This window comes from Streptomyces sp. NPDC111520 (assembly GCF_055635295.1).
The window spans coordinates 51,805-76,279 of the sequence record NZ_JBVKBW010000001.1 but is presented as its reverse complement, the minus strand read 5'-3'; the positions used below and the strand labels follow the sequence as shown (position 1 = coordinate 76,279).

Genomic DNA, 24,475 nt, shown 5'->3' with positions numbered 1-24,475 from the left:
TTGCGAAGTGCCTATCGTTTTGGGTATGGCAGCGGACTGGTGGTCCATCGAAGTCCTCAACGCCAGCACACCCGCCGCGGCATGGCGTGACGCGTACGCGTCGACGCTCGTGGAATCGGCGGTCACCAACCGTGCACTGGCGTGGGAATGGCACACGTACGGGTGGGGCGTCGTCTTCGAGTTGTGCTTCCGGGAAGAGGAGCACTGGCTCGCGTGGCGCGCCCTGCCCGGCACTCGCGCGGCGCTCGACGCCGTCCCCGATCCGGTCTCCGGCCTCCTGGTCCACCGCGGCCACGGTGGCACCAGTGGGGCCTTCGTCCCCCGCGCCCCGCACCGTTCGCCGGGCGCGGCCGCGGTGGGCCTTCCCGAACCCCCGCCGGAACCGGCCGGCGCCGCCCTCCTGTGCGAACGCGCGGCGCCCGTCTGACAACTCCGGGTGCCCCGCGGTGGGTGCCCGGCGAAATCGGAGAACCGCCGGCGGTGGTACCCGGGCCGAGCGCTCGTCGCGCGGCGCCCGGCCCGCAGTGAACACCCGCGCGGCGGGAAGAACGCGCGCCGCTGCGGCCTTGTACGGATCATGAAGGCCATCGTGTACACGGAAGGCGGCGGCCCCGAGGTGCTGCGCCTGACCGAGCGGCCGGTGCCGCAGCCGGGTCCGGGCGAAGTACGGGTGCGGGTCGAGGTGTCGGGGGTCAACCCGACGGACTGGAAGTCGCGGCGGGGCGGTCCGCCCGGCACGGTCGCGGAGCAGGTGCCGAACCAGGACGGCGCCGGTGTGGTCGACGCCGTCGGCGAGGGTGTCGACCCCGGGCGGACCGGTGAGCGGGTGTGGCTGTGGGAGGCCGCCTGGCAGCGGGCGGACGGCACCGCCCAGGAGTACGTGACGCTCCCCGCCGCGCACGCCGTGCCGTTGCCCGGTTCCGCGTCCTTCGACCTCGGCGCCGCCCTCGGCATCCCCGCGATGACCGCGCACCGCGCGCTGACGGTGGCCGAGCACGGCCCGGCGCGGCTCGCGCCGGGCGCCCTCGACGGCCGGACGGTCCTGGTCGCGGGAGGCGCGGGCGCGGTCGGCCACGCCGCGATCCGGCTCGCCCGCTGGGCCGGGGCCTCGGTGGTGACCACGGTCAGCGGCCCGTACAAGGGGGACCTCGCGCGGGCCGCGGGCGCGCACCACGTCGTCGACTACCGGGGCAGCGACGCCGCGGCGGAGATCCGCAGGGTCGCGCCCGGGGGCGTCGACGTCGTCGTGGAGGTGTCCGTCGCGCAGAACGCCGCGCTCGACCTGGCGGTGCTGGCGCCCGGCGGCGTGGTCGCCTACTACGCCGACAACGGCGGCGCCGAGTTCACCCTGCCCGTACGGGAGAGCTTCGTGCGCAACCTGCGCTGGCAGGGCGTCCTCGTCTACACCATGCCGGACGCGGCCAAGGCGGAGGCCGTCGCGGCGCTGACGGCGGCCCTGGCCGACGGGGCCCTGCGGGTCGGGGAGGACGCGGGGCTGCCGCTGCACCGCTTCCCGCTGGAGCGCACCGCGGACGCGCACGCGGCGGTGGAGGAGGGCGCCGTGGGCAAGGTGCTCGTCGACGTCCGGCAGGCCGGGTAGCCGCGCGGGGCGGGCGGCCGGCGGAGCTGTCGCGTTTGTTCAAGACCGGCCGCCGCCCGTCCCCGCAGGCTGGACCCATGACCGAAGCCCATGCGTTCATGATCGAAGCCGCCGCCGAGGCGGCCCGGGTCGCCCGCGGCGTGGGCGGGGACCCCGCCCGCCTCGCCGCGCCGACGCCGTGCGGGGAGTGGGACACCCGCACGCTGCTCAACCACTGGATCCTCTACACCTCGCACGGCCTGGAGCACCGGGCGCTGCGCACGCCGCTGCCCGAGGAGCTCACCGCCCGCGACTTCACCGCCGCCCCGGACTGGGCCGCGGCGTACGCGCAGCAGCTGGACCGCGCCGTCGCGGCGTGGGCGGGGCCGGAGGTGTGGGAGGGGGACGTCGACCTGGGGTACGCCGCCGTGCCGGCCGCCGAGGTCGCCTCGATGATCGTCAAGGAGCTGGCCGTCCACGGCTGGGACGTGGCCCGCGCCACCGGCCAGGAGTACCGCTGTGGCGCGGGGCTCGGCGCCTTCGTGCTGGAGGTCGTCGACCGGTACGCCGAGGTGTACCGCACCTACGAGGGGTTCGCGGCGCCCGTCACGCTCCCGGACCCCGCCGCGGCGACCGCCTTCGAGCGGGCCCTGGCCCTGTCCGGCCGTACGCCGGAACGCCGGCCGGGGCCCGTGCACTGACGGCGGCCTGCGTGCCGACGGGCGTCGACGCGTCGACGGGCGCCTACGCGCTGATGGCGTTCGTGGCGAGCAGGCCGAAGAGGAGGGCGCCGATCACGAGCCGGTAGACGATGAACGCGTTGAACGAGTGCTTGGCCACGAACTTCAGCAGCCAGGCGATCGACGCGTACGCGACGACGAAGGAGACGACCGTCCCGACGACGAGCGGCGCCGTGTCCACACCGGCGCCGAGCGCGTCCTTCAGCTCGTACAGGCCGGCGCCGGTGAGCGCGGGGATGCCCAGGAAGAAGGAGAGCCGCGTCGCGGCGACCCGGTCCAGGTCGAGGATGAGCGCGGTGGACATCGTCGCGCCGGAGCGGGAGAAGCCGGGGAAGAGCAGGGCGAGGATCTGCGAGGAACCGACGAGCATCGCGTCCTTGAACGTGGTGTCGTCCTCGCCGCGCTTGTGGCGGCCCATCTGGTCGGCCGCCCACATCACGCCGCTGCCGACGATCAGCGAGCCCGCGACCACCCACAGCGAGGCCAGCGGCCCCTCGATGAGCGGCTTGGCCGCCAGGCCGACGACGACGATCGGGATCGTCGCGAAGATCACCCACCAGCCGAACTTGTAGTCGTGGTGGTACCGCTCCTCGCGGTTGGCGATGCCGGTGAACCACGCCTTGCAGATCCGGACGATGTCCTTGAAGAAGTAGACCAGCACGGCCGCGATGGCGCCGGACTGGATGACCGCGGAGAAGGCGACGACGGCCTTGTCGTCCACCGGGATGCCCATCAGGCCCTCGGTGATCTTCAGGTGGCCGGTGGACGAGATCGGGAGGAACTCGGTGACCCCCTCCACGACGCCGAGCACAGCTGCCTGACCGATACTGATGGCGCTCATGGGACCCATCTCTGCGGAGTACGTGGCATGCCCGGGCCTGCACCGGCCGGAGCCCTACGGAGTGTAAGAGAAGTCCCGCGCCCCCCGCGAACCAGGGCCGCCCCGCCGCCCGCCCCCGGCGGGCGGCGACCTCGTCGACGGCGCGGTCGCACGGCAGCCCGGGACGGCGGCCTGTCACGTACGTCACATCCCGGGCATCGCCGGAAAAACGATGGCGAACCAGATGTCCGCCGGGCGGAACCGGAGAAATGCCCCCATGGTGACGCGGTCCCGGTACGGCCGTGCCCGGGGTGCCGCGCGTGACAGCGGTGGAGGGGCAGGGGATCGCCCAAGGCCCGTACGGGGCAGGGACGATGGGGCGGAGGGCTCGAACGGGCCCGGCCGTGGGAAATACTGGCGGCCGCACGCCTGCGTAGGAGCCTTTCATGTCGATGATCAGCAATCTCCGCAAAGCCGTCCGCCTCACCCACATACGCCAACGGCGCGTGGACCTGAGCCACCCGGCGCGTTCCCCGCTGGGCAGCTCGGTGGTGAACTGCGTGATCTACAGGGACGGACTGCGGCAGGACGACTGCGCCGCGTACGAGGCGATCGCCCGGGTCCGCAAGTCCGGTCGCGGCTTCGTGTGGAGCGGGCTCCACGAGCCGTCGGAGGCGGAGTTCGCCGGTGTCGCCGAGCTGTTCGGGCTCCACCCGCTCGCGGTCGAGGACGCCGTCCACGCCCAGCAGCGGCCCAAGCTGGAACGGTACGGCGACACCCTCTTCACCGTCCTCAAGACCGCCCGCTACGTCGAGCACGACCGGCTCACCGCCACCAGCGAGGTCGTGGAGACCGGCGACCTCATGGTCTTCACCGGTCCCGACTTCGTCATCACGGTGCGCCACGGCGGCCACGGCTCCCTCGGCCCGCTCCGGGAGGGCCTGGAGACCGTCCCCGACCAACTCGCCAAGGGGCCGGCCGCCGTCCTGCACGCGATAACCGACCATGTCGTCGACGAGTACCTCGCCGTCACCGCCGCCGTCCACGAGGACATCGAGCAGGTCGAGACGGACGTCTTCTCCGACCACCACGGCCGCGGCACCGACGCCGGCCGGATCTACCAGCTCAAGCGCGAACTGCTGGAGCTCAAGCGGGCCGTGGTCCCGCTCGGCCGCCCCCTCCAGCGGCTCGCCGAGGACCCGCTGCCCGGCGTCGAGGAGGACCTGCGGACCTACTTCCGCGACGCCGCCGACCACCTCGCCCGCGCCACCGAGCAGGTCAACTCCTTCGACGAACTGCTCAACTCGATCCTCCAGGCCAACATCGCGCAGGTGACCATGGCCCAGAACGAGGACATGCGCAAGATCAGCGCCTGGGTCGCCATCCTCGCCGTCCCCACCATGATCTGCGGCCTGTACGGCATGAACTTCGACCACATGCCGGAGCTGCGCTGGACCTACGGCTATCCGCTCGCCGTGGGCGTGATGGCCGTCGCCTGCTACGTCATCCACCGCGGATTCCGGCGCAACGGCTGGTTGTGAGCAGTGCTGTGTGACATATTACCGGCGTGAGCAAGCCGACGAGCTGCGATGTCGTGGTCGTCGGCGCCGGGATGGTGGGCGCGGCCTGCGCCCTCCACGCCGCGGCGGCCGGGCTCCGCACCGTCCTGGTGGACCGCGGACCGGTGGCCGGCGGCACGACCGGGGCCGGCGAGGGCAATCTGCTGGTGTCCGACAAGGAACCGGGTCCGGAGCTCGGACTCGCCCTGTTCTCCGCCCGCCTCTGGCAGGAGCTGACGGTACGTCACGACCTCGGCGCCACCGCCGAGTACGAGGCCAAGGGCGGACTCGTCGTGGCCTCCGGCGAGGACGGACTGCGCGCGCTCCTGGACTTCGCCGCCGCCCAGCGGCGCGAGGGCGTCCAGGCCGTGCCCGTCCCGGCGGACGGGCTGCACGACCTCGAACCCCACCTGGCGGACGGCCTCGCCGGAGGCGTCCACTACCCGCAGGACGCCCAGGTGCAGCCCGCGCTCGCCGCCGCCCGCCTCGTCCGCGCCGCCCGCGACCTGGGCGCCGAGGCGCGGCTCGGCACCACGGTGACGGCCGTGCTCCGCGGGCCGTACGGCGCCGTGCGCGGGGTCCGCACCGACCGCGGCGACATCCACGCCCCGGCCGTCGTCAACGCCGCGGGCACCTGGGGCGGCGAGGTCGCCGCCCTCGCCGGGGTACGGCTTCCCGTACTGCCGCGGCGCGGTTTCGTCCTGGTCACCGAACCCCTCCCGGCACGCACCGTCCGGCACAAGGTGTACGCGGCGGACTACGTCGCCGACGTCGCCAGCGACTCCGCCGACCTGCAGACCTCCGCGGTCGTCGAGGCCACCGCCGCGGGCCCCGTCCTCATCGGCGCCAGCCGTGAACGCGTCGGCTTCGACCGCACCTTCTCCCTGCCGGTCGTACGCCGCCTCGCCGCCCAGGCCCTCGCCCTCTTCCCGGTGCTCCGGGACGTCGCGACGCTGCGCGCCTACACCGGCTTCCGCCCCTACCTGCCGGACCACCTCCCCGCGATCGGCCCCGACCCCCGCGTCCCCGGGCTGCACCACGCCTGCGGCCACGAGGGCGCGGGCATCGGACTCGCCCCGGCGACCGGCCACCTGATCGCCCAGTGCCTCACCGGGGCCCGCCCCGAGCTCGACCTCACCCCCTTCCGCCCCGACCGCTTCCCCGCCGAGGAGGCCACCCCGTGAGCCGCCGCAGTCCCCTGCGCCTGGCCCGCGCCGTACCGGGCCCGGGCTTCACCTTCACCTTCGACGGGCACGAGGTCCCCGCCCACCCCGGGCAGTCCGTCGCCGCCGCCCTCTGGTCGGCCGGCGTCCTGTCCTGGCGCACCACCCGCGTCGACGCCGCCCCCCGCGGGGTCTTCTGCGGGATCGGCGTCTGCTTCGACTGCCTCGTCACGGTCAACGGCCGCCCCGGCGTGCGCGCCTGCGTCACCGAGGCCCACCCCGGCGACGTCGTCACCCCGCAGGCCGGTACGGGGGAGCTGCCGTGAGCGCCGACGGCGGGGCCCCGGCGCGGGCGGCCGGACGGCCGTACGTCGCGGCTGGGACGGACGCGGGGAGTCGCCCGCCCCGGGGGCTTGGCCGCGTCCCCTGGTGCGGTCCGCGGGGGGCGTCGCGCGTCGGGCCGGCGGGGGAGGCGGGCGCGAGCGGGGACGGGCACGGGCCGGCCGGCGTGGGGACGGGGGTCACGGCGCCGCCGGTGGCCGCGGCCGCGTGCGTGCGCGTCGCGCTGGTGGACGCCGTGCCGCGGGCAGGCGGGCGGTTCGGCCGGCAGCCCGCGTCGCCGGGCCCGGTCCGCGGGGTGCGCCCCGCACCGGGCCCGCCGGAGAGCCGTCGCGGGAGGCGGATGTGACCGGGGAGAGGTACGGGCTGGCCGTCGTCGGCGCCGGGCCGGCGGGGGTCGCGGCGGCGCTGGAGGCCGCGGACGCGGGCGTACGGGTCGCTCTGGTGGACGCCGCGCCCCAGCCGGGCGGACAGTTCTACCGGCAGCCCGCACCAGGGCTCCGGGCCCGCAGGCCGCAGGCCCTGCACCACGCGTGGCGCACCTGGCGGAGGCTTCGCGAACGCCTCGACGCCCACATCGCGGCGGGCCGTATCGCCCACCTGCCGGGACGCCAGGTCTGGTCCCTGGAACCGGGGTTCACCCTGCATACCCTCGAATCGGGCGCGATCGGCGCGGACGCGGTGGTCCTGGCGACCGGGGGCTACGAGAAGGTGCTGCCGTTCCCCGGCTGGACGCTGCCCGGGGTCGTCACGGCGGGCGGCGCGCAGGCCATGCTCAAGGGCGGCCTGGTGCTCCCCGGGCGTACGGTCGTCGTCGCCGGTACGGGCCCGCTGCTGCTCCCCGTCGCGGCGGGCCTCGCGGCGGCCGGGGCGCGCGTCGCGGCGCTCGCCGAGGCCGCCGACCCGCGCGCCCTGCTGCGGCACGCCACCGCCGTACCCCTCGGCAAGGCCGTGGAGGGCGCCGCCTACGCCGCCCGCCTCGCCCGGCACGGTGTCCGCGTGCGCTGGCGGCACACCGTCGTCGCCGCCCACGGCACGGACCGCGTCGAGGCGGTCACCCTGGCCGGACCCGGCGGCGTACGGCGCCGCGTCTCCTGCGACGCCCTCGCCGTGGGCCACGGGCTGCTGCCGCACACCGACCTCGCCGGCTCCTTCGACGTGGACGCGGAACAGCGCACCCCCACCCCCGGCCTCTGGGCCGCGGGCGAGGTCACCGGCGTCGGCGGCGCGGAACTCGCCCTCGCCGAGGGGGAGATCGCCGGACGGTCCGCCGCCGCCCGGCTGCGCGGCACGGAGCCCGACCCCGCGGCGTGGGCGGCCGCCGCCCGCCGCCGCGAGCGGCTGCGGCGGTTCGCCGCCGTGCTCGACGCCGTCTACCGCCTCCCCGGCGACTGGGCGGAGTCCGCCGTCACCGACGACACCCTCGTGTGCCGCTGCGAGGAGGTGCCCGCCTCCGCCGTCCGTGAGGCCGTCCGCGACCTCGGCGCCGGCGACCTGCGCACCGTCAAGCTGCTCACCCGCGCCGGGATGGGCTGGTGCCAGGGCCGCGTCTGCGGCCCGGGCGTCGCCGCCGTCGCCGGATGCCCCTTCACCGACCCCGGGCGGCCCCTCGCCCGGCCCGTGCCGCTCGGCCTGCTGGCCGGCGCGGCAGACGAAGTGGAAGAGAGGGAACAGCCATGAACACCACCCCCGACCGCCCGTGGCGCGGCGTGCTCGTCGCCACCGCCCTGCCGCTGCGCGCCGAGGACCTGTCCGTCGACTACGACGCCTACGCCGCCCACTGCGCCTGGCTGGTGGCGAACGGCTGCGACGGTGTCGTGCCCAACGGCTCCCTCGGCGAGTACCAGGTCCTGACCCCCGCCGAGCGCGCGCGGGTCGTGGAGACGGCCGTCGCCGCGATCGGCGGCGAGCGCGTCGTGCCGGGCGTCGCCGCGTACGGCTCCGGCGAGGCACGCCGCTGGGCCGAGCACGCCGCCGACGCCGGCTGCTCGGCCGTGATGCTGCTGCCGCCCAACGCCTACCGCGCGGACGAGCGTTCGGTGCACGCCCACTACGCCGAGGTCGCGCGGGCCGGACTGCCGGTCGTCGCGTACAACAACCCGTACGACACCAAGGTCGACCTGACCCCGCGGCTGCTCACGGAGCTGTACGAGGCCGGCCACATCAAGGCCGTGAAGGAGTTCAGCGGCGACGTGCGCCGCGCCTGGGAGCTGGCCGAACTCGCCCCGGAACTCGACCTCGTGATCGGCGCCGACGACGTGCTCCTCGAACTGGCCGCCGCCGGCGCCAAGGGCTGGGTCGCGGGCTACCCCAACGCCCTGCCCCGAGCCTGCGGCGAGCTCTTCCGCGCCGCGGTCGCCGGGGACACCGGGACCGCGCTGCCGCTCTACCGCTCCCTGCACCCGCTGCTGCGCTGGGACTCCCGGACGGAGTTCGTCCAGGCCATCAAGCTCTCGATGGACCTCGCCGGACGCCACGGGGGCCCCTGCCGCCCGCCGCGCGTGCCGCTGCTGCCGGAGCAGGAGAAGGAGGTCCGGGCCGCCACCGAGGCCGCGATCGCCTCGGGCCTCGCGTAACGGCCCAGGGCCGCGGCCCCGGAAGCCGTTTCCGGGCCGCGCCCCGTTCCGCTTCCGGCCCGGGCCGGGCCTGTCGCCCCGGCACCGGACCGGGTACCCGGTCCGGCCCGTCGCCCCGGCATCCCAGCCGTGGCACCCGCTCGGGCCTCCAGCCCGTCGCCCACTCCGACCTCCGGCCCCGGCCCCGGCCCGTCCCGTGGCGGCCCCGAGCCCCGCCCCCACGACCCAGGGCCCAGGGCCCGCGAGGACGACACACCCCACGCGCGGCGAACCCGTCCCGCACGCGACGGAGTCCGGTCCGCGACCACCTCAGGCACCCCCACCCACCCCCGGCCCCACGACCCAGGGCCCACGAGGAGGACACACCCCATGCGCAGCAAACTCGTCCTGCACGCCGTGGACTCCCACACCGAGGGCATGCCCACCCGCGTCGTCACCGGCGGCATCGGCACGGTCCCCGGTGCCACCATGAACGAACGCCGCCTCCACTTCCGTGACCACCTCGACCACATCCGGCACCTGCTGATGGACGAACCGCGCGGCCACGCCGCGATGAGCGGGGCGATCCTGCAGCCGCCGACCCGCCCGGACGCCGACTACGGCGTGATCTACATCGAGGTCTCGGGCTACCTCCCGATGTGCGGGCACGGCACGATCGGCGTGGCGACCGTCCTCGTCGAGACCGGCATGGTCCCGGTGACCGAGCCCGTCACCACGGTCCGCCTCGACACCCCGGCCGGGCTGGTCGTCGCGGAGGTCGCCGTGAGCGGCGGCGCGGCGACCGCCGTGACCCTGCGCAACGTCCCCTCGTTCAGCGTCGCGCTGGACCGCAAGGCCGTCCTCGCCGACGGCCGCACGGTCACCTACGACCTCGCGTACGGGGGCAACTTCTACGCGATCCTGCCCCTGGACGCCTTCGGCCTGCCCTTCGACCGGTCCCGCAAGGACGACATCCTCGCCGCCGGCCTCGCGCTGATGGACGCGATCAACGCCGAGGAGCCGCCCGTCCACCCGGAGGACCCGACGATCCGCGGTTGCAAGCACGTCCAGTTGCTGGCGCCCGGCTCCACGGCGGTCCGCTCGCGGCACGCCATGGCCATCCACCCGGGCTGGTTCGACCGTTCGCCCTGCGGCACCGGTACGAGCGCGCGCATGGCGCAACTGCACGCCCGCGGCGAACTCCCCCTGGACCAGGACTTCGTGAACGAGTCCTTCATCGGCACGCACTTCACCGGCCGGCTCACCGGCACCACCGAGGTGGCGGGCGTGCCCGCCGTGCTGCCGTCCGTCACGGGCCGCGCCTGGATCACCGGCACGGCCCAGTACCTGCTCGACCCGTCCGACCCGTTCCCCGCCGGATTCGTCCTCTAGCGCCCCGGACACCGATACTGGGCGCATACATGCCACGCCGCCAAGGAGGAGCCACCGCATGGCAGCGCACGACGGGCCCGCCCTGCCCGCCCTCGGCGGTCAGCGCACCGGCAGTTACCGCGAGCGCGTCGCGGACGCCCTGCGGGCGGCGCTGGTGGCGGGGGAACTGCGGCCCGGCGAGGTGCACTCGGTGCCCGCGCTGGCCGGCCGCTTCGGCATCTCCGCCACGCCCGTCCGCGAGGCGCTGCTGGACCTGGCCAAGGAGGGGCTGCTCGACCCGGTGCCCAACAAGGGCTTCCGGGTGACCGCGGTCTCCGAGCGGCAGCTCGACGAGTACACCCACATCCGCTCCCTCATCGAGATCCCGACCGTCACCGGCCTCGCCTCCACCGCCGACGCCCCGGCGCTGGAGGCGCTGCGTCCGGCCGCCGAGCAGATCGTCGACGCCGCCGCGGCCGGCGACCTCATCGCCTACGTGGAGGCCGACCGCCGCTTCCACCTGGGGCTGCTCGCGCTCGCCGGCAACGAGCACCTGGTCGAGGTGGTCGGCGACCTGCGCAAGCGCTCCCGGCTGTACGGCCTCACGGCGCTCGCAGAACGCGGCCTGCTCCGCGCCTCCGCCGAGGAGCACCTGGAACTGCTGGACGCCCTGCTGGCCCGCGACGGCGCCGCCGTGCAGGCCGTCATGACCCGGCACCTCGGCCATGTCAGGGGCCTGTGGGCGCGCTGACCGGCGGAGGCGGCCCGGGACCGTTCTTCGCCGTGCGCACCGGGCCGGGGGAGCCGCGGGCCGAGGGCTTCGTGCCGCTGGCGGAGGTCTACACCGGGCGGCCCTCGCCCGCGCTCACCGGACGGGTGGCGGAGGTCGGCCGGCGGCTCGGCACCCCGGAGCGGCGCGTCGCCGCCTCGCTGGCCCACCAGGGGCTGGCCGCGCGGCTGTGGTCCGTCGCGCTCGGCCCGGCGGCGCTCACCGGCCGCATGCCCGACCTGTCCGGCGGACGCCTGTGGTGGCACCCCGGCCGGTCCGCCCCGGACGAGCTGTGGCTGCCGGACGACGTCCCGCAGGTCCCCGCGGGCCGGCTGCGCGAGAACGTGCTCCTGGGCCACCTGGTGCCCCTCTGCGAGGCCGTGCACGCGGTGTCGGGCGTCGCGCCCGCACTGCTGTGGGGCAACACCGCCTCGGCCCTCTCCGGCACCCTGCGGGTGCTGCACTCCTGGTGCCTGGGGGAGGGCGCCCGGCCTGACGCGGCCACCCGCGCCGTCGCGCTGGCGGCGGAACTGATGGCGGATCAGCTGCTGCGCGACGTCGGCGAGCTCCGCCTCACCGGCCCGGGCGCGCCCGCCTACACCCGCCGCAGCTGCTGCCTGTACTACCGCGTGCCGGGCGGCGGGCTGTGCGGGGACTGCGCGCTGCGCTGAGCGCGGCCGGCCTCCCGTGGGCGCCGCGTGGAACTCCCGGTGACCAGGAACTCTTCACGTGGGCAGAGAAGTTGATGATGTGAAAAGCTGTCGTCAGCGGTGCCGGGTCAGGGCCCGGACGGCCGCCGAGAGGAGCGCAGCGTGATGGAGAACGGCTTCCGCGCCGAGGAGATCGACACCGGCAGGCCGCACCCCGCGCGGATCTACGACTACCTGCTGGGCGGCAAGGACAACTACGAGGTGGACCGCAAGGCCGCCGACGCACTCGCCGCCGCGGCACCCGAGGTGAGGATCGGCGTCCGCGCCAACCGGGCCTTCATGCGCCGCGCCGTCCGGCACGTGGTGGAGAGCGGCGTCCGCCAGATCCTCGACATCGGCACCGGCCTCCCCACCTCGCCCAACGTGCACGAGATCGCCCAGGAAGCGGCGCCCGACGTCCGCATCGCGTACGTCGACAACGATCCGATCGTCAACACCCACGCCAACGCCCTGCTCAGCCGCTCGGGCGCCACCAGCGTCGTGCTCGGCGACCTGCGCGACCCCCGGGCCCTCCTGGAGCACCCCGACGTCCGACGGGTCATCGACTTCGACCGGCCCGTCGCCCTGCTGCTCGTCGCCGTCCTCCACTTCCTCACGGACGAGGAGAAGCCCGCGGAGGTGGTCGCCACCCTGCGCGACGCGCTCCCGGCCGGCAGTTACCTGGTGCTCTCGCACGCCACCGGTGACTTCGCCGACCGCAGCGACGCCCAGGCCGTCTACAACAACGCCACCGCGAGCCTCAACCTGCGTCCGCACGCCGAGGTCGCGCGGTTCTTCGACGGCTTCGCACTCGAGGAGCCGGGCCTCGTCCAGGTCCCCTTCTGGCGCCCCGGCACCCCGGTCCCGCCGCGCTCCGGCGAGATCGGCTTCTACGGGGGCGTCGGCCGCCGCGTCTAGCGGGACCCGCCCGTTTCCTCAGGCGGGCCGGTCCAGCCGGGCCTTGAGGACCCGGGCCCGGGCCTGCTGGACCGTTCGCGCCTGGGAGGCGGCGAAGCGCAGCAGGCCGGGCGGCGTGCGCAGGCGCAGGGTGTCCGTGACGATGCTGCCGACGCCGTTACGCTCTATGGCGAAGCGGTAGCCCATGCGGACCCGGGCCGGGCTGCGGACCTCGCCGGAGATCTCGGCGGAGTGCGGCAGCCGGTCCGGGACGGCGACGAGCGTCACGCCGATGACGTTGTCGTGCCGCAGCAGACCCAGGAACCGGAACCGCTCCACGGCCGTGTAGTGCACGATCCCGCCGCCGCGGTGCACGTCGCGCACGTCGACGAGGAGCGGCGACAGGCCGACGTAGTGCGTCGGCTCGGCCAGGTGCGCGTAGACCTCCTCCGGGGGCGCGGCCACCCGGAAGGTGTGCTCCAGTTCGGTGGACGGCATCGCGGACCCCTTCTCGGCACGGCACCCGGCACGGGGATCCTCCCACCGGGGCGCGCGCCGCACACCGGCTTCCGGGACGGGAAAGCCGTCGGCCGGCCCTCCCGGAGGAGGAGGGCCGGCCGACGGGTGGCGCACGGTCCGGGCCGGCGGTTCCCCGCTCCGGCCCGGGGCCGCATCAGATGTCGAAGAAGTGATCCGAGGGGCTGCTGACCTGGGGCCGCCTAGACGATCAACGCTGTGACCTGCGATCGAGTGGTCAGCGGTTGTCAGCGTTGGTCGTCGTCGTGCGCCCTCGGACGGCCCGGAGACGGCCCAGCGCCCGACGCCGTCCTCGCCTCGGACTGTCGCACTAAGGGCTGTCCCGTAAATGATCTGCGAGTCGCCTCGGGCATGGTTGGCCGGAGTGTGGCCCGCTGGTCTATCCGGCGAGGGCGAGGTTGTGCATCCGTGCGATGCCGAGCATGGCGTGGTGGACGCCATCGCCCTTCAAGCGGCAGTCTCGGAGGATCTTCCAGGTCTTCATGCGGGCGAAGACGTGCTCTACGCGGGCGTGGACATGCTTGTGGGACTTGTTGTGCTCCTCTTTCCAGGCCGGGAGTTCGGTCTGGCCGCGCTTGCGGCGGTGCGGGATGACGAGTCCGGTACCCGGGTAGCCGCCGTCGGCGATGGTGAGGGTGTTGCCGACGGCGGTTTTGGCGCCGGATTCCTCCCACGCCTTGCAGTCGTTGCGGTTCCCGGCGAGTGGCCGGCCGACCACGACGACGAGCCGTGTGTCAGCGTCGATGACGACCTGGTGGTTGGTGGAGTACCGGTAGTTCTTCGACCGCTCGGCGATGGCGTGGTCACGCGTGGGGACCAGCGTGCCGTCCACGATGAGCACGGCATCCTTGGCGAACCGCTTGCGGGACTGGAGCGCGAGCAGTGGCCCGAGGTGGTCGATGATGCGGTCCGCTGCCGACTTCGAGATCCCGAACAGCGGGGCGAGCTGTCGCATGGTCAGGTTCGTTCGCCAGTAGGCAGCGACCAGCAGTGCCCGATCCCCCAACGGAAGACTCCACGGGCGACCCCTGCGGACCGCGTCCGCACCCCGGTGCCGCAGAACCCTTACCAGCTTGCCGAACTGCCGCGGACTCAGCCCGGTGAACGGGGCTATCCAAGAGAGTTCCGACGCCGTGATCACACCAGCCACGGCGAGATCGTCTCACCTTGATCACGCTCCCAGCCTGCGGCCCCTGACCGGGACCTATCTCGCTCGCCCGCACGGATTCGGCGTGAGAGCCTCACGCCCATGGCTACGGAGACCGAGGTGGGAGAGCTGTTGCACCAGCGCGGCTGGCTTACGGCATTCACAGTCGCTGACAGGGTGGATGCTTGGGCCGCCCTGGTTCGCGTCATCGAGCGCGGCTACGACGACGACATCGATGAATACGTCAACGACCTCTACTGTCGAAACTGGCTGCACGAGGCGTGGCTCCTGCTGGATGACTACATCGTCCAGATCTGGACCCCCCAGATCAAAGCTCTGGACGACCGATACAAGGCCGCGACCATCGACGACGACGGTCAAGCACTCAACCAGTTCCTCCATCAGTTCCACAGGCTGCCCGGCCCCGACCTGTGGTGGTGGCGGCGACACCCCCGCATCCTCACAGGAGACCTCGGGCGTTCGCTTCGCTCGGTCGGTGCCATCGGCGCCGACCTGGACACAACCTGACCCTCAGCCCCTCGGCATTACGGGACAACTCTTAGTGCCACGTCAACCAACGTCTGCCTGGTCGCAGCAGATTGCTTTCCCGACTGGTGGGAGAGTGCGGACATGGAGATTGCCAACCGCGCGCTGACGGTGGACGTGATCGCGGCATTGACGTACTGGCCTGGCATCATCTGGGGAGGTCAGGAGAACCCTCCGGAGCCCGTGGATCTCACTGTGCTGCCCCCTTTCTTCAACGAGGTGCTGCAAGATCTTCCCTGGTGGAACCGCGACTGGAAGGTCAGCCACGTCGAACCGGGTCTTCCCTTGGAGATCGGGAGTGATCACCACGGTCACCCTTCAAGGTTCACAGAGGTGTCGGTGCCGGGCACGGTTGGTTCCAGCGGTGATGAAAGTCTGCCCTTCGTCGCGAAGGTCGGGTTTGCGGGTGATCGACTGATCCGATTTCAAGTCAAGATTGACGACGTGGTCCTCGGTCCTGCCGTTGCCCCTGCTGGGCAGCTGGAGCCACATCCGTTCGCACGGGTGCTCACCGGGTTGATGGACCTGCGCGGAATTCCGGTCAGGAGGATGGCAAGGGAAACCGCACGATCGATGTCCACCGTCCACATGCTTCGCGGCGGACGGCTCAACCCGGAGCCAGTACTTGTCCAGGAGATCGCCAAGGTTCTGGGTATGTCCGAAGCAGACGTCAGAGTCATCGCTGGACTCGACGTCGGCAGTACGTAGTAACTGACAGGCGACGGTGTCAGGCTTGAGGATCTGGACGACACAGCCAGCGACCTCGACGGCTTCCTGCAAGGCGGCCCCGAAGCCCGGTCGGGCATCACGCGGCGTGTGCACATCGGTCCGCCCGACGCGACCACCTGGCCGGGCTTCGCCCACGCGCTCCTCAACATCGCCAAGACATAGCGAAGCAGGTAGCCCCAGTTTGGAAGACTGAGGCTGCGGACCCTGCCTCACCTGGGCGGACGCTGACCTGCGGCAACTCGGCCTCGTCACCGCTGTTCCCCGTGGCTCCCCGTTCGGCACTGCCTCACCTGGCACAGCTGTGGCACGCCCGTGCAGCGATGGCGGTACCGCCCCTGTCACTCGCGGCAGCCGCAAGCGACCGTGCCGTGGTCTCCGGTTGGAGAGCGGTCGCTGGCTGTCCAGCCTGTTCCTCTAACCTTTTCGCGTGATCGACTATGACGACTCCGGCCGCCCTGCAGTACAGGTGGGAAGCCCCGGCCCTGCCCTCGTGCTCTTGTCGGAGCCGATTCGACGGTTTGGGGATGAAGAGATGCTCGACTTCCTCATCAGGGCCAGCGGGTCGTGGGGAAGTGTCGAGACCTCGGTGGAGACGTGGGGCGGTGACGGCCTCGATGCCTACCTCGCCTCACTTGCCGAAGATTTCCGAGGCTGGGAAGGAGTACGTACCTGGCACTCTCTGTGCTCTGACCTGACCCTCTCAGCCGAGCACCGTCCCGGTGGATACGTCGGGCTGACTTGGGGTATCTACGACCGGGCGCCGTCTGAGCAATGGCGCTTCGAGGTCGCTACGGTGCACGCGGCAGGTGAGGACATGCGTAACCTCGCCGCCGAGATCCGTACCTTCATTGAGGGCGTCACGGAGTAGCTGGAGGAACCCCTGGGGCGGGCAGGAGGCGAAGCCTCGGGGAGGCGGAGCGGGTTTGGCCGGTGGCCTGCGGTTGCGTCCTTGGAAGTGGTGTAGCGGTTGGACCTGATGCGGGGGTTTGCTCCGGCGTCTGGGTTGGTGCCCGCATAGACAAACGGCCACCGGCTGCCGCCCGAAACCCCTGCCGGGCAGGCTCCGTCAAGGCTCCCAAGGTGGACGCGAGGAAGCTCAAGCCGTGGACCGGGCAACGTGTCACAGCCGTCCGTGGCGGGCTCCCGGACCGGTACGCCGCCCTGGCCGACGTGGGAGCTGGCTGCGGCCTGAGGCAGGGCGAGATCTTCGGACTGGCTGTTGACGAGGTGGATTTTCTCGGAGGAGTCGTGTGCGTCGTGCGGCAGGTGAAGCTGGTCGGCCCGGATCTCGTCCTCGCCCCTCCCAAAGGCGGCAAGCTCCGGGACGTGCCGCTCCCGGAGGTGGTCTCCCGGACGTTCGCGGAGCACATCACCCGCTGGCCGCCGCAGGAGGTCGCGCTTCCCTGGAAGACGCCGGACGGTCCACTCGTCACGGCCTCGCTCGTCTTCTACTCCCGGGAGCGGAAGGCGCTGAACCGGAACTACTTCAATATGTATCTCTGGAAGCCCGCTCTCGTCTCGGCTGGCGTGATCCCTGAGCGGCAGCCGGGTGCCCGCTTCGCGCAGTCGCGGGAACACGGGATGCACGCACTGCGGCACTACTGCGCCTCGGTGCTCCTGGACGCCGGCGAGAACGTCAAGGCTCTGGCCGACTACCTTGGCCATGCCGACCCGGGGTTCACCCTGAGGACCTATACGCACCTGATGCCGAACAGCCAAGAGCGTGCCCGTCGGGCCATCGACGCCGCGTTCGGGGACGGGGGAGAGGCACCTTCTGCTGCTCCGTGAAAGCGCCCCACCAACAAGCCGTGGGCCGTGCCTCCCGATGAGGGAAACACGGCCCACGGCCCATGGACGGCTCAGGTCAGGTAATCATGGCCCTGACCTGCGGACTTCCTAGATGTCGAAGTAGAGCTCGAACTCGTGCGGGTGCGGCCGCAGCGCGATCGGGGCGATCTCGTTGACCCGCTTGTAGTCGATCCAGGTCTCGATCAGGTCGGAGGTGAAGACGCCGCCCTGGAGGAGGAACTCGTGGTCGGCCTCGAGGGACTCCAGGACCGCCGACAGCGAGGTCGGGACCTGCGGGACGCCCGCGTGCTCCTCGGGGGCCAGCTCGTACAGGTCCTTGTCGACGGGCTCGGCCGGCTCGATCTTGTTCTTGATGCCGTCGAGGCCGGCGAGCAGCAGCGCCGAGAAGGCCAGGTACGGGTTGCCCGAGGAGTCCGGGGCGCGGAACTCGATGCGCTTGGCCTTGGGGTTGGCACCCGTGATCGGGATGCGGATGGCCGCGGAGCGGTTGCGCTGCGAGTAGACCAGGTTGACCGGGGCCTCGAAGCCGGGCACCAGGCGGTGGTAGGAGTTCACCGTGGGGTTGGTGAAGGCCAGCAGCGCCGGGGCGTGCCGCAGGATGCCGCCGATGTAGTAGCGGGCGGTGTCCGACAGGCCCGCGTAGCCCTGCTCGTCGTAGAACAGCGGGGCGCCGTTGGTCCACAGGGACTGGTGGACGTGCATGCCGGAGCCGTTGTCGCCGAAGATCGGCTTGGGCATGAAGGTCGCGGTCTTGCCGGCCCGCCAGGCGACGTTCTTCACGATGTACTTGAAGAGCATCAGGTCGTCGGCCGCGGCGAGCAGCGTGTTGAACTTGTAGTTGATCTCGGCCTGGCCGGCGGTGCCCACCTCGTGGTGCTGGCGCTCGACCTGCAGGCCGGACTTCATCAGCTCCAGGGTGATCTCCGCGCGCAGGTCGGCGAAGTGGTCGACCGGCGGGACCGGGAAGTAGCCGCCCTTGTACTTGACCTTGTAGCCGCGGTTGTCCTGCTCCGCACCGCTGTTCCAGGCGCCGGCCTCGGAGTCGATGTGGTAGAAGGACTGGTTCGCGCTGGTCTCGAAGCGGGCGCTGTCGAAGACGTAGAACTCGGCCTCGGGGCCGAAGTACGCGGTGTCGGCGATGCCGGAGGAGGCGAGGTAGGCCTCGGCCTTCTTCGCCACGTTCCGCGGGTCACGGCTGTACTGCTCGCCGGTGATCGGGTCGTGGATGAAGAAGTTGACGTTGAGCGTGGAGTCCTTGCGGAACGGGTCCAGCTTGGCCGTGGAGAGGTCCGGCACCAGAGCCATGTCGGACTCGTGGATGGCCTGGAAGCCGCGGATCGAGGACCCGTCGAACATCAGCTGCTCGTCGGGGTCGAAGGACTCGACCGGGACCGTGAAGTGCTGCATGACACCGGGCAGGTCGCAGAACCGGACGTCCACGAACTTGACGTCGTTGTCCGAGATGAACTTCTTCACCTCGTCGGCGTTTTGGAACGACATCCAACTCCTCCTTGGCCCGGCCCGGGAGGCCGGATTGCAGCTCATGGGTGCGACCAGTGCGGTGGCGCACGTTGGTGCCGACCATAGAGATCGGGCATTTCCCTCTCGTGACCCATTTGTTTCTTGCAGGTTAACCGAGCCGCCGCACGGGTGCCGGGTCGGACGCGGGCGTCCGGAGGCGGGGGGTTACCGTGGAGCGGTGGACAACAGGGATGTCATCGGATCGTGGATCGAGGGCCCTAAGGCCGCCGCGGAGCGGATGGGCGTCGACTTCGGCTACCGCGGGCAGCGCCTCGGGCTGCCCGAGCACGGCCCCGGCTCGATCGCCCCGGTCGGGCGGCGCATCGGGGCCCTCTTCATCGACTGGGGCCTGTGCGCGCTGATCGCGTACGGGCTGATCGCGCACCGGGACGCGGCCGCGGCCAATCCGTGGACCACCGTGGTCTTCGGCCTCATGAGCGTGCTGCTGCTCGGCACCGTCGGCACCACCCCGGGCAAGCGCCTGCTGGGGCTGCGGGTGGTGCGGCAGGACGGCGGGCGGCTCGGCCTCGGCGCCGCCGCGCTGCGGACGCTGCTGCTCCTGCTGGTCGTCCCGGCGGTGGTCTGGGACCGCGACACCCGCGGCATGCACGACCGGGCCGTGAAGGCGGTCCAGGTCCGGATGTGACCGAGGCGCGCACGACGCGAAGTGCCCCGGACGAATCGCTTCGTCCGGGGCACTTCGCGTTCGGTTTCGTATGCGATCAGCGGCCCTTCGGCATGCGCATGCCCTTGGGCATCGGGCCCTTCGGCACCGGCATGTTGCTCATCAGGTCGCCGAGCGCCCGGAGCCGGTCGTTGACCTCGGTGACCTTGGGGCCGGGCAGGACGCGCGGCAGCTTCAGCAGCGTGGTGCGGATCTTCTTCAGCGGAACCTGACCCTCGTCGTTGCCCACGATGAAGTCGGTCACCGGGACGTCGACGACGATGCGCGCCATCTTCTTCTTCTCGGAGGCCAGCAGGCCCTTCACCCGGTTCGGGTTGCCCTCGCCCACCAGGACGATCCCGGCCTTGCCGACCGCGCGGTGCACCACGTCCTGGCTGCGGGTCATCGCCACCGCGGGCGTCACCGACCAGCCGCGGCCGACGTTGTCCAGGACCGCCGCGGCGGCACCGGGCTGCCCGTCGAGCTGGCCGAACGCGGCCTTCTCGGCACGCCGTCCGAAGATGATCGCCATCGCCAGCAGGGCGAGCAGGAAGCCCAGGATGCCCGCGTAGATGGGGTGACCGATCAAGAAGCCGATGGCGAGGATGACACCGAAGGTGACGATTCCCACAGCCGCAAGGACGAGACCGACCTTGGAGTCGACCCGCCTGGTCATCTTGTACGTCTGGGCGATCTGCTTCAGGCGCCCAGGGTTGCTCTCGGATGTATCCCTCGCCATGCCGCACAGGATACGTGGCCCGCGCCGCCCCGGCCCCACCGGAGGGGGTCCGGTCTTCGCCCGGAGGCAACGGAGGGCCCCGTAAGGGCCCTGGAGCGCTAGAGCACGTCGCCGTGCGAGGCCCGCGAGGAGACCAGGGCGTCCATCACGTGCTGGGCGTCGCGGCGGTCCTTGGCGCGCTTGCGGTCCTCCAGGACGGCGGTCCAGGCGTTGCGGCGGGCCGTCGCCTCGGCGCCCCGGAACAGGAGGTGCTCCACGGCGCGCAGCGCGCCGGCGGCGGCGCCGGGGATCGTGCTCTGGCGGTGGAGGTGTGCGGCCTGCATGGTGGTGTCCCCCTCAGGACGGCTCAGACGCGGTCGGATGTTCCGCTTATCCAGAGTCACCACATTGTGTTACCAGTCCGTGACCGGTCGGTCAAACCGTCGTGAAGCCCCGGCGGTGGCTTCGCGCCGTTCTCCGCGAGGGCGCCGCACGTCAGGGACGCGTCAGGGGCCCCGAGGGGGCCCCTGACGTGACGAACCGCACGTTGCGGCGGTGACCCGGAGGTCAGCGCAGTGTGATCAGACCGCCTGGGCGGCGACGACCTCGCCGCGCTCGCCGCGGCGCTCGACGGCCTGCTGGAAGAGGCGGCCGGCCCGGTACGAGGACCGCACGAGCGGGCCCGACATGACGCCGGCGAAGCCGATCTCCTCGGCCTCCTCCTTCAGCTCCACGAACTCGTGGGGCTTCACCCAGCGCTCCACCGGGTGGTGCCGCAGGCTCGGGCGCAGGTACTGGGTGATGGTGATCAGCTCGCAGCCCGCGTCGTGCAGGTCCTGCAGCGCCCGGCTGACCTCCTCGCGCTCCTCGCCCATGCCGAGGATGAGGTTGGACTTGGTCACCAGACCCGCCTCGCGCGCCTTGGTGATGACCTCCAGCGAGCGCTCGTAACGGAAGCCCGGACGGATGCGCTTGAAGATCCGCGGCACCGTCTCCACGTTGTGGGCGAGCACCTCGGGACGGGCGCCGAAGACCTCGGCGAGCTGCTCGGGGACCGCGTTGAAGTCCGGGATCAGCAGCTCGACCTTGGTGCGGCCGGTGGCGCGGCCGGCGGTCATGGCGTGGATCTGCCGCACGGTCTCGGCGTACAGCCAGGCGCCGCCGTCCTCGAGGTCGTCGCGGGCGACGCCGGTGATGGTGGCGTAGTTGAGGTCCATGGTGACCACGGACTCGCCGACGCGGCGCGGCTCGTCACGGTCGAGGGCCTGCGGCTTGCCGGTGTCGATCTGGCAGAAGTCGCAGCGCCTGGTGCACTGGTCGCCGCCGATGAGGAAGGTGGCCTCGCGGTCCTCCCAGCACTCGAAGATGTTGGGGCAGCCCGCCTCCTGGCACACCGTGTGCAGGCCCTCGCGCTTCACCAGGCTGTGCAGCTCGGTGTACTCGGGACCCATCTTGGCCCGGGTCTTGATCCACTCGGGCTTGCGCTCGATGGGGGTCTGGCTGTTGCGGACCTCCAGACGCAGCATCTTGCGGCCTTCAGGCGCTACAGCAGACACGTCCGACTCCCTCGCGAGGCTTCGTTTCCTTGGTGAACATCAGCGTACGCCTGTGGATTCCGGGACGACCCGGGGGAGCGGCACGGCCGACTCCAGGACGCGGCGCAGGTGCTTCTCGATGACCGGGAGGACCTCGGCGACGGTGACCTCGCGGCCGAGCTCGTTGCTGAGCGAGGCCACACCGGCGTCCCGGATGCCGCACGGCACGATCCGGTCGAACCAGGTGTTGTCGGGGTTGCAGTTCAGCGCGAAGCCGTGCATGGTCACGCCCTTGGCGACGCGGATGCCGATGGCGGCGAGCTTGCGGTCCTCGCGGCGCTGGCCGGCGTTGGACGGCGCGTACTCGGGGCCGGAGAGGCGGGGGTCGAACTCCTCGTCGTGCAGCCGCGGGTCGAAGTCCAGGGTCAGCCCCGGGATCACCGGCGGCCGGTCCTCGATCGAATCGCCCAGCACCCACACGCCGCTGCGGCCCTCCACCCGGGTGGTCTCCAGGCCGAACTCGGCGCACGCGTCGATCAGCGCCTCCTCCAGCCGGCGCACGTGCGCGACCACGTCCACCGGGCGCGGCAGTTTCAGGATCGGGTAGCCGACCAGCTGGCCCGGCCCGTGCCAGGTGATCTTGCCGCCGCGGTCGACGTCCACCACGGGGGTGCCGTCCAGCGGGCGCTCGCTGTCCTCGGTGCGGCGGCCCGCGGTGTAGACCGGCGGGTGCTCCAGCAGCAGGCACGTGTCGGGGATCTCGTCGGCGAAGCGCGCGGCGTGCACGCGGCGCTGTTCCTCCCACGCCTCCACGTACTCCACCGCGTCCTCGCCGAAGCCCAGGTGGACGAAGCGCAGGTCACTCACGGCCGCTCCCTTTGTGGTCCTTTGCGGCACCCCACCACGTGTCCGGAGCGCCTCAGCAACTGTACGTCCGGTGCGGCGGTGTCCTGCACGGGGCGGGGGCGTTACCACCCGACGAAGGGCAAAGGAAGCGTTCTACCGATATGTGGGTGCAGATTCACCCGATACGGCGAATGCGAGGCGCTCGAGTGGTGAGTGAGTCGATACAGAACGTTACATTCGCGCCGTTCTGCGGATGGACCGGCGGGCCGCGGACGGTGAACCGCCGCCCGCCCCGGACGCCCGCGACGCCGCGCACGCCCGAACACCCGCAACTCGTACGCCCGCACACCCGCACGCCCGGAAGGCAGGGGACCGCACCACCGATGTCCGACCGTTCCTCGCAGCGCCCCCCGAACCGTCAACTGGCCGCCCTGATCGCCGAAGCCGGGTTCTCCAACGCCGGGCTCGCCCGGCGGGTGGACCAGCTCGGCATCGAGCACGGCCTGGACCTGCGGTACGACAAGACCTCCGTCACCCGGTGGTTGCGCGGCCAGCAGCCCCGGGGCACGACGCCCGCACTCATCGCCGAGGTCTTCACCCGGCGGCTCGGGCGGCGGCTGTCCGCCCACGACCTCGGCCTCGACGCCGTCGCCCCCGTCTACGCGGGGCTGGAGTACGCCTCCTCGCCCGAGGAGGCGGTGGAGATCGTCTCCGGGCTGTGGCGGAAGGACACCGGGAACCAGGCCGACCTCCGCAAGATCGCGTTCACCCCCGCGGGCCTGGTCGTCCCCAGCCGCGACTGGCTGATCGGCCGGGCCGACGACCGGGTGGGGCGGGGGCCCGAGCCGGGAACGGTCCCGGCCGGAGTCGCCGGTCCCGGCCACGGCGGCGCCCCGGGGGCCGCACGGCTGCCGGCGCAGCGGGCCGGCGGCGGCTCACGCGGGGCGCCCGCACCGGTCGCCGTCGCCGCGCCCGCGGTGTTCGGCGGCAACGGCCAGCGGGTCGGCATGGGGGACATCGCCGCCCTGCGCTCCGTCGGCGAGCTCTTCCGCACCCTGGACAACGCCTACGGCGGCGGCCACGCGCGGCAGGCCCTCGTCCGCTACCTGGAGCACGAGGCCGAGCCCATGCTGCGCGGCGCCTACGGGGAGACCATGGGGCGCCGCCTGTTCGCCGCGGTCGCCGACCTCACCCGGCTCGCCGGGTGGACCTCGTACGACGTCGGCGCCCACGGCCTGGCCCAGCGGTACTTCGTGCAGGCCCTGCGGCTCGCGCAGGCTGCCGGGGACCGGGTCTACGGGGGGTACGTCCTGGTCACGATGAGCCGCCAGGCGGTCTACCTCGGGCACGGCCGCGAGGCCGTCCAGCTGGCCCGGGTCGCCCAGCAGGGCGTCGGCAGCGGCGCCCCGCCGGTCGTGCAGGCGCTCTTCCACTCGGCCGAGGCACGCGGCCACGGGCTGCTCGGCGAGGTCCGCGCCTGCACGGCGGCCCTCGTGCGGGCCGAGCGCGCCCTGGAGGCGGTCAGGAATGGCGACGACGTCCCGTCCTGGGCGCGCTTCTTCGACGAGGCCCAGCTCGCGGACGAGTTCGGCCACTGCCACCGCGACCTCGGGCAGTACCGCGCGGCCTCGCAGCACGCCGAGCGCTCGCTGCAACTGCGCGCCCACGGGTACGCCCGCAGCCGCGTCTTCTGCCGTACCGTGCTGGCCACCGCGCGGCTCGGCCTCGGCGAGGTCGACGCCGCCTGCGCCCTCGGCGCGGAGGCCATGCAGGCCGCCGTGGAGATGCGCTCGCTCCGCGCGCTCGAGTACGTCCGCGACTTCGGCCGGCGCCTCGACACCCACCGCGACGCCGCCCCCGTCCGCGCCTTCCACGACCGCGCGACGGCCCTGGGCGTCCCCGTCGGGTAGGCACCCGGAGCGGCGGCAGGGGGGACGCCGCC

Annotated in this window: 26 protein-coding genes; 18 read left to right on the top strand and 8 right to left on the bottom strand. The window is 72.5% G+C overall.

The features are described from left to right. Window positions 1-25: 25 nt before the first annotated feature. The 3 genes from ACZ7MY_RS00365 (at window position 26) to ACZ7MY_RS00355 (ending at window position 2,280) form a co-directional block, all read left to right on the top strand. Window positions 26-427, top strand: coding sequence for a hypothetical protein (locus ACZ7MY_RS00365; RefSeq protein WP_499598177.1), 402 nt, complete (start codon window positions 26-28; stop codon window positions 425-427). Between the two features lie 150 nt (window positions 428-577). Beyond that, window positions 578-1,600, top strand: a complete 1,023-nt coding sequence (locus ACZ7MY_RS00360; RefSeq protein ID WP_499598174.1) for an NADPH:quinone reductase — start codon at window positions 578-580, stop codon at window positions 1,598-1,600. 77 nt (window positions 1,601-1,677) lie between these two features. Continuing rightward, window positions 1,678-2,280 carry a TIGR03086 family metal-binding protein gene (locus tag ACZ7MY_RS00355; protein WP_499598170.1) on the top strand — a complete coding sequence of 201 codons (603 nt, stop codon included), beginning with the start codon at window positions 1,678-1,680 and terminating at the stop codon, window positions 2,278-2,280. A gap of 43 nt (window positions 2,281-2,323) precedes the next feature. Here the strand turns inward: ACZ7MY_RS00355 and ACZ7MY_RS00350 are convergent, their stop codons facing one another. Beyond that, the gene (locus ACZ7MY_RS00350) at window positions 2,324-3,160 is read right to left on the bottom strand and encodes an undecaprenyl-diphosphate phosphatase (protein ID WP_499598168.1); all 837 of its coding nucleotides are present in this window, start codon (window positions 3,158-3,160) and stop codon (window positions 2,324-2,326) included. A 425-nt stretch (window positions 3,161-3,585) separates the two neighbouring features. Here ACZ7MY_RS00350 and ACZ7MY_RS00345 point away from each other — a divergent pair, with 425 nt between their 5' ends. The 9 genes from ACZ7MY_RS00345 (at window position 3,586) to ACZ7MY_RS00305 (ending at window position 12,502) form a co-directional block, all read left to right on the top strand. After that, complete coding sequence (locus ACZ7MY_RS00345) at window positions 3,586-4,680, top strand: magnesium and cobalt transport protein CorA (RefSeq protein ID WP_499598165.1); 1,095 nt, start codon at window positions 3,586-3,588, stop codon at window positions 4,678-4,680. A gap of 26 nt (window positions 4,681-4,706) precedes the next feature. Next, a complete protein-coding gene (locus ACZ7MY_RS00340; protein WP_499598163.1) occupies window positions 4,707-5,882 on the top strand; it encodes an NAD(P)/FAD-dependent oxidoreductase in 1,176 nt (391 codons plus the stop codon). After that, entirely contained in the window at window positions 5,879-6,187 is a 309-nt protein-coding gene (locus ACZ7MY_RS00335) for a (2Fe-2S)-binding protein (RefSeq protein ID WP_499598160.1), read from the top strand. Before ACZ7MY_RS00340 ends, ACZ7MY_RS00335 begins: the two co-directional genes overlap by 4 nt. A gap of 358 nt (window positions 6,188-6,545) precedes the next feature. Beyond that, window positions 6,546-7,880 carry an FAD-dependent oxidoreductase gene (locus ACZ7MY_RS00330; RefSeq protein WP_499598157.1) on the top strand — a complete coding sequence of 445 codons (1,335 nt, stop codon included), beginning with the start codon at window positions 6,546-6,548 and terminating at the stop codon, window positions 7,878-7,880. Next, window positions 7,877-8,776 carry a dihydrodipicolinate synthase family protein gene (locus tag ACZ7MY_RS00325; RefSeq protein ID WP_499598154.1) on the top strand — a complete coding sequence of 300 codons (900 nt, stop codon included), beginning with the start codon at window positions 7,877-7,879 and terminating at the stop codon, window positions 8,774-8,776. Before ACZ7MY_RS00330 ends, ACZ7MY_RS00325 begins: the two co-directional genes overlap by 4 nt. 369 nt (window positions 8,777-9,145) lie before the next feature. Next, the gene (locus tag ACZ7MY_RS00320) at window positions 9,146-10,147 is read left to right on the top strand and encodes a proline racemase family protein (protein WP_499598151.1); all 1,002 of its coding nucleotides are present in this window, start codon (window positions 9,146-9,148) and stop codon (window positions 10,145-10,147) included. A 58-nt stretch (window positions 10,148-10,205) separates the two neighbouring features. Next, window positions 10,206-10,877 (top strand): GntR family transcriptional regulator, encoded by a 672-nt coding sequence (locus ACZ7MY_RS00315; RefSeq protein ID WP_499598149.1) that lies wholly within the window; start codon window positions 10,206-10,208, stop codon window positions 10,875-10,877. Between the two features lie 32 nt (window positions 10,878-10,909). Continuing rightward, complete coding sequence (locus tag ACZ7MY_RS00310; RefSeq protein WP_499598148.1) at window positions 10,910-11,566, top strand: (2Fe-2S)-binding protein; 657 nt, start codon at window positions 10,910-10,912, stop codon at window positions 11,564-11,566. Window positions 11,567-11,710: 144 nt separating this feature from the next. Next, window positions 11,711-12,502, top strand: a complete 792-nt coding sequence (locus ACZ7MY_RS00305) for an SAM-dependent methyltransferase (RefSeq protein WP_499599307.1) — start codon at window positions 11,711-11,713, stop codon at window positions 12,500-12,502. Between the two features lie 18 nt (window positions 12,503-12,520). On the opposite strand, the gene ACZ7MY_RS00300 is transcribed toward ACZ7MY_RS00305, so the two are convergent. Together ACZ7MY_RS00300 and ACZ7MY_RS00295 are read right to left on the bottom strand one after the other, a co-directional pair. After that, entirely contained in the window at window positions 12,521-12,979 is a 459-nt protein-coding gene (locus ACZ7MY_RS00300) for an SRPBCC family protein (RefSeq protein ID WP_499598146.1), read from the bottom strand. A gap of 418 nt (window positions 12,980-13,397) precedes the next feature. After that, window positions 13,398-14,168: a transposase gene (locus tag ACZ7MY_RS00295; RefSeq protein WP_499598144.1), complete on the bottom strand. Its 771-nt coding sequence runs from the start codon at window positions 14,166-14,168 to the stop codon at window positions 13,398-13,400. Between the two features lie 99 nt (window positions 14,169-14,267). On the opposite strand from ACZ7MY_RS00295, the gene ACZ7MY_RS00290 reads away from it, so the two are divergent. The 4 genes from ACZ7MY_RS00290 (at window position 14,268) to ACZ7MY_RS00275 (ending at window position 17,228) form a co-directional block, all read left to right on the top strand. Continuing rightward, window positions 14,268-14,693 carry a hypothetical protein gene (locus tag ACZ7MY_RS00290; protein WP_499598142.1) on the top strand — a complete coding sequence of 142 codons (426 nt, stop codon included), beginning with the start codon at window positions 14,268-14,270 and terminating at the stop codon, window positions 14,691-14,693. A 102-nt stretch (window positions 14,694-14,795) separates the two neighbouring features. Beyond that, window positions 14,796-15,419, top strand: coding sequence for an XRE family transcriptional regulator (locus ACZ7MY_RS00285; RefSeq protein WP_499598139.1), 624 nt, complete (start codon window positions 14,796-14,798; stop codon window positions 15,417-15,419). Between the two features lie 448 nt (window positions 15,420-15,867). Continuing rightward, window positions 15,868-16,308, top strand: coding sequence for a DUF6228 family protein (locus tag ACZ7MY_RS00280; protein WP_499598137.1), 441 nt, complete (start codon window positions 15,868-15,870; stop codon window positions 16,306-16,308). 212 nt (window positions 16,309-16,520) lie between these two features. Beyond that, window positions 16,521-17,228, top strand: coding sequence for a tyrosine-type recombinase/integrase (locus tag ACZ7MY_RS00275; RefSeq protein WP_499598134.1), 708 nt, complete (start codon window positions 16,521-16,523; stop codon window positions 17,226-17,228). 108 nt (window positions 17,229-17,336) lie between these two features. On the opposite strand, the gene glnA is transcribed toward ACZ7MY_RS00275, so the two are convergent. After that, on the bottom strand, window positions 17,337-18,749 hold the full coding sequence (gene glnA / locus ACZ7MY_RS00270; RefSeq protein ID WP_499598131.1) for a type I glutamate--ammonia ligase: 1,413 nt from the start codon (window positions 18,747-18,749) through the stop codon (window positions 17,337-17,339). 199 nt (window positions 18,750-18,948) lie between these two features. Between glnA and ACZ7MY_RS00265 the strand changes: the two genes are divergently transcribed. After that, on the top strand, window positions 18,949-19,416 hold the full coding sequence (locus ACZ7MY_RS00265; RefSeq protein WP_499598129.1) for an RDD family protein: 468 nt from the start codon (window positions 18,949-18,951) through the stop codon (window positions 19,414-19,416). A gap of 76 nt (window positions 19,417-19,492) precedes the next feature. Here ACZ7MY_RS00265 and ACZ7MY_RS00260 read toward each other — a convergent pair whose 3' ends face one another. The 4 genes from ACZ7MY_RS00260 to lipB form a co-directional block, all read right to left on the bottom strand. Continuing rightward, window positions 19,493-20,173 (bottom strand): DUF4191 domain-containing protein, encoded by a 681-nt coding sequence (locus tag ACZ7MY_RS00260; protein ID WP_499598126.1) that lies wholly within the window; start codon window positions 20,171-20,173, stop codon window positions 19,493-19,495. 98 nt (window positions 20,174-20,271) lie between these two features. Further along, window positions 20,272-20,496, bottom strand: coding sequence for an SCO2195 family GlnR-regulated protein (locus tag ACZ7MY_RS00255; RefSeq protein ID WP_499598125.1), 225 nt, complete (start codon window positions 20,494-20,496; stop codon window positions 20,272-20,274). A 237-nt stretch (window positions 20,497-20,733) separates the two neighbouring features. Next, window positions 20,734-21,708: a lipoyl synthase gene (lipA, locus tag ACZ7MY_RS00250; RefSeq protein WP_499598122.1), complete on the bottom strand. Its 975-nt coding sequence runs from the start codon at window positions 21,706-21,708 to the stop codon at window positions 20,734-20,736. A gap of 39 nt (window positions 21,709-21,747) precedes the next feature. Beyond that, complete coding sequence (gene lipB, locus ACZ7MY_RS00245; protein ID WP_499598119.1) at window positions 21,748-22,554, bottom strand: lipoyl(octanoyl) transferase LipB; 807 nt, start codon at window positions 22,552-22,554, stop codon at window positions 21,748-21,750. Between the two features lie 362 nt (window positions 22,555-22,916). On the opposite strand from lipB, the gene ACZ7MY_RS00240 reads away from it, so the two are divergent. After that, window positions 22,917-24,443, top strand: a complete 1,527-nt coding sequence (locus tag ACZ7MY_RS00240) for an NsdA family TPR-like regulatory protein (RefSeq protein WP_499598117.1) — start codon at window positions 22,917-22,919, stop codon at window positions 24,441-24,443. Window positions 24,444-24,475: the final 32 nt, after the last annotated feature.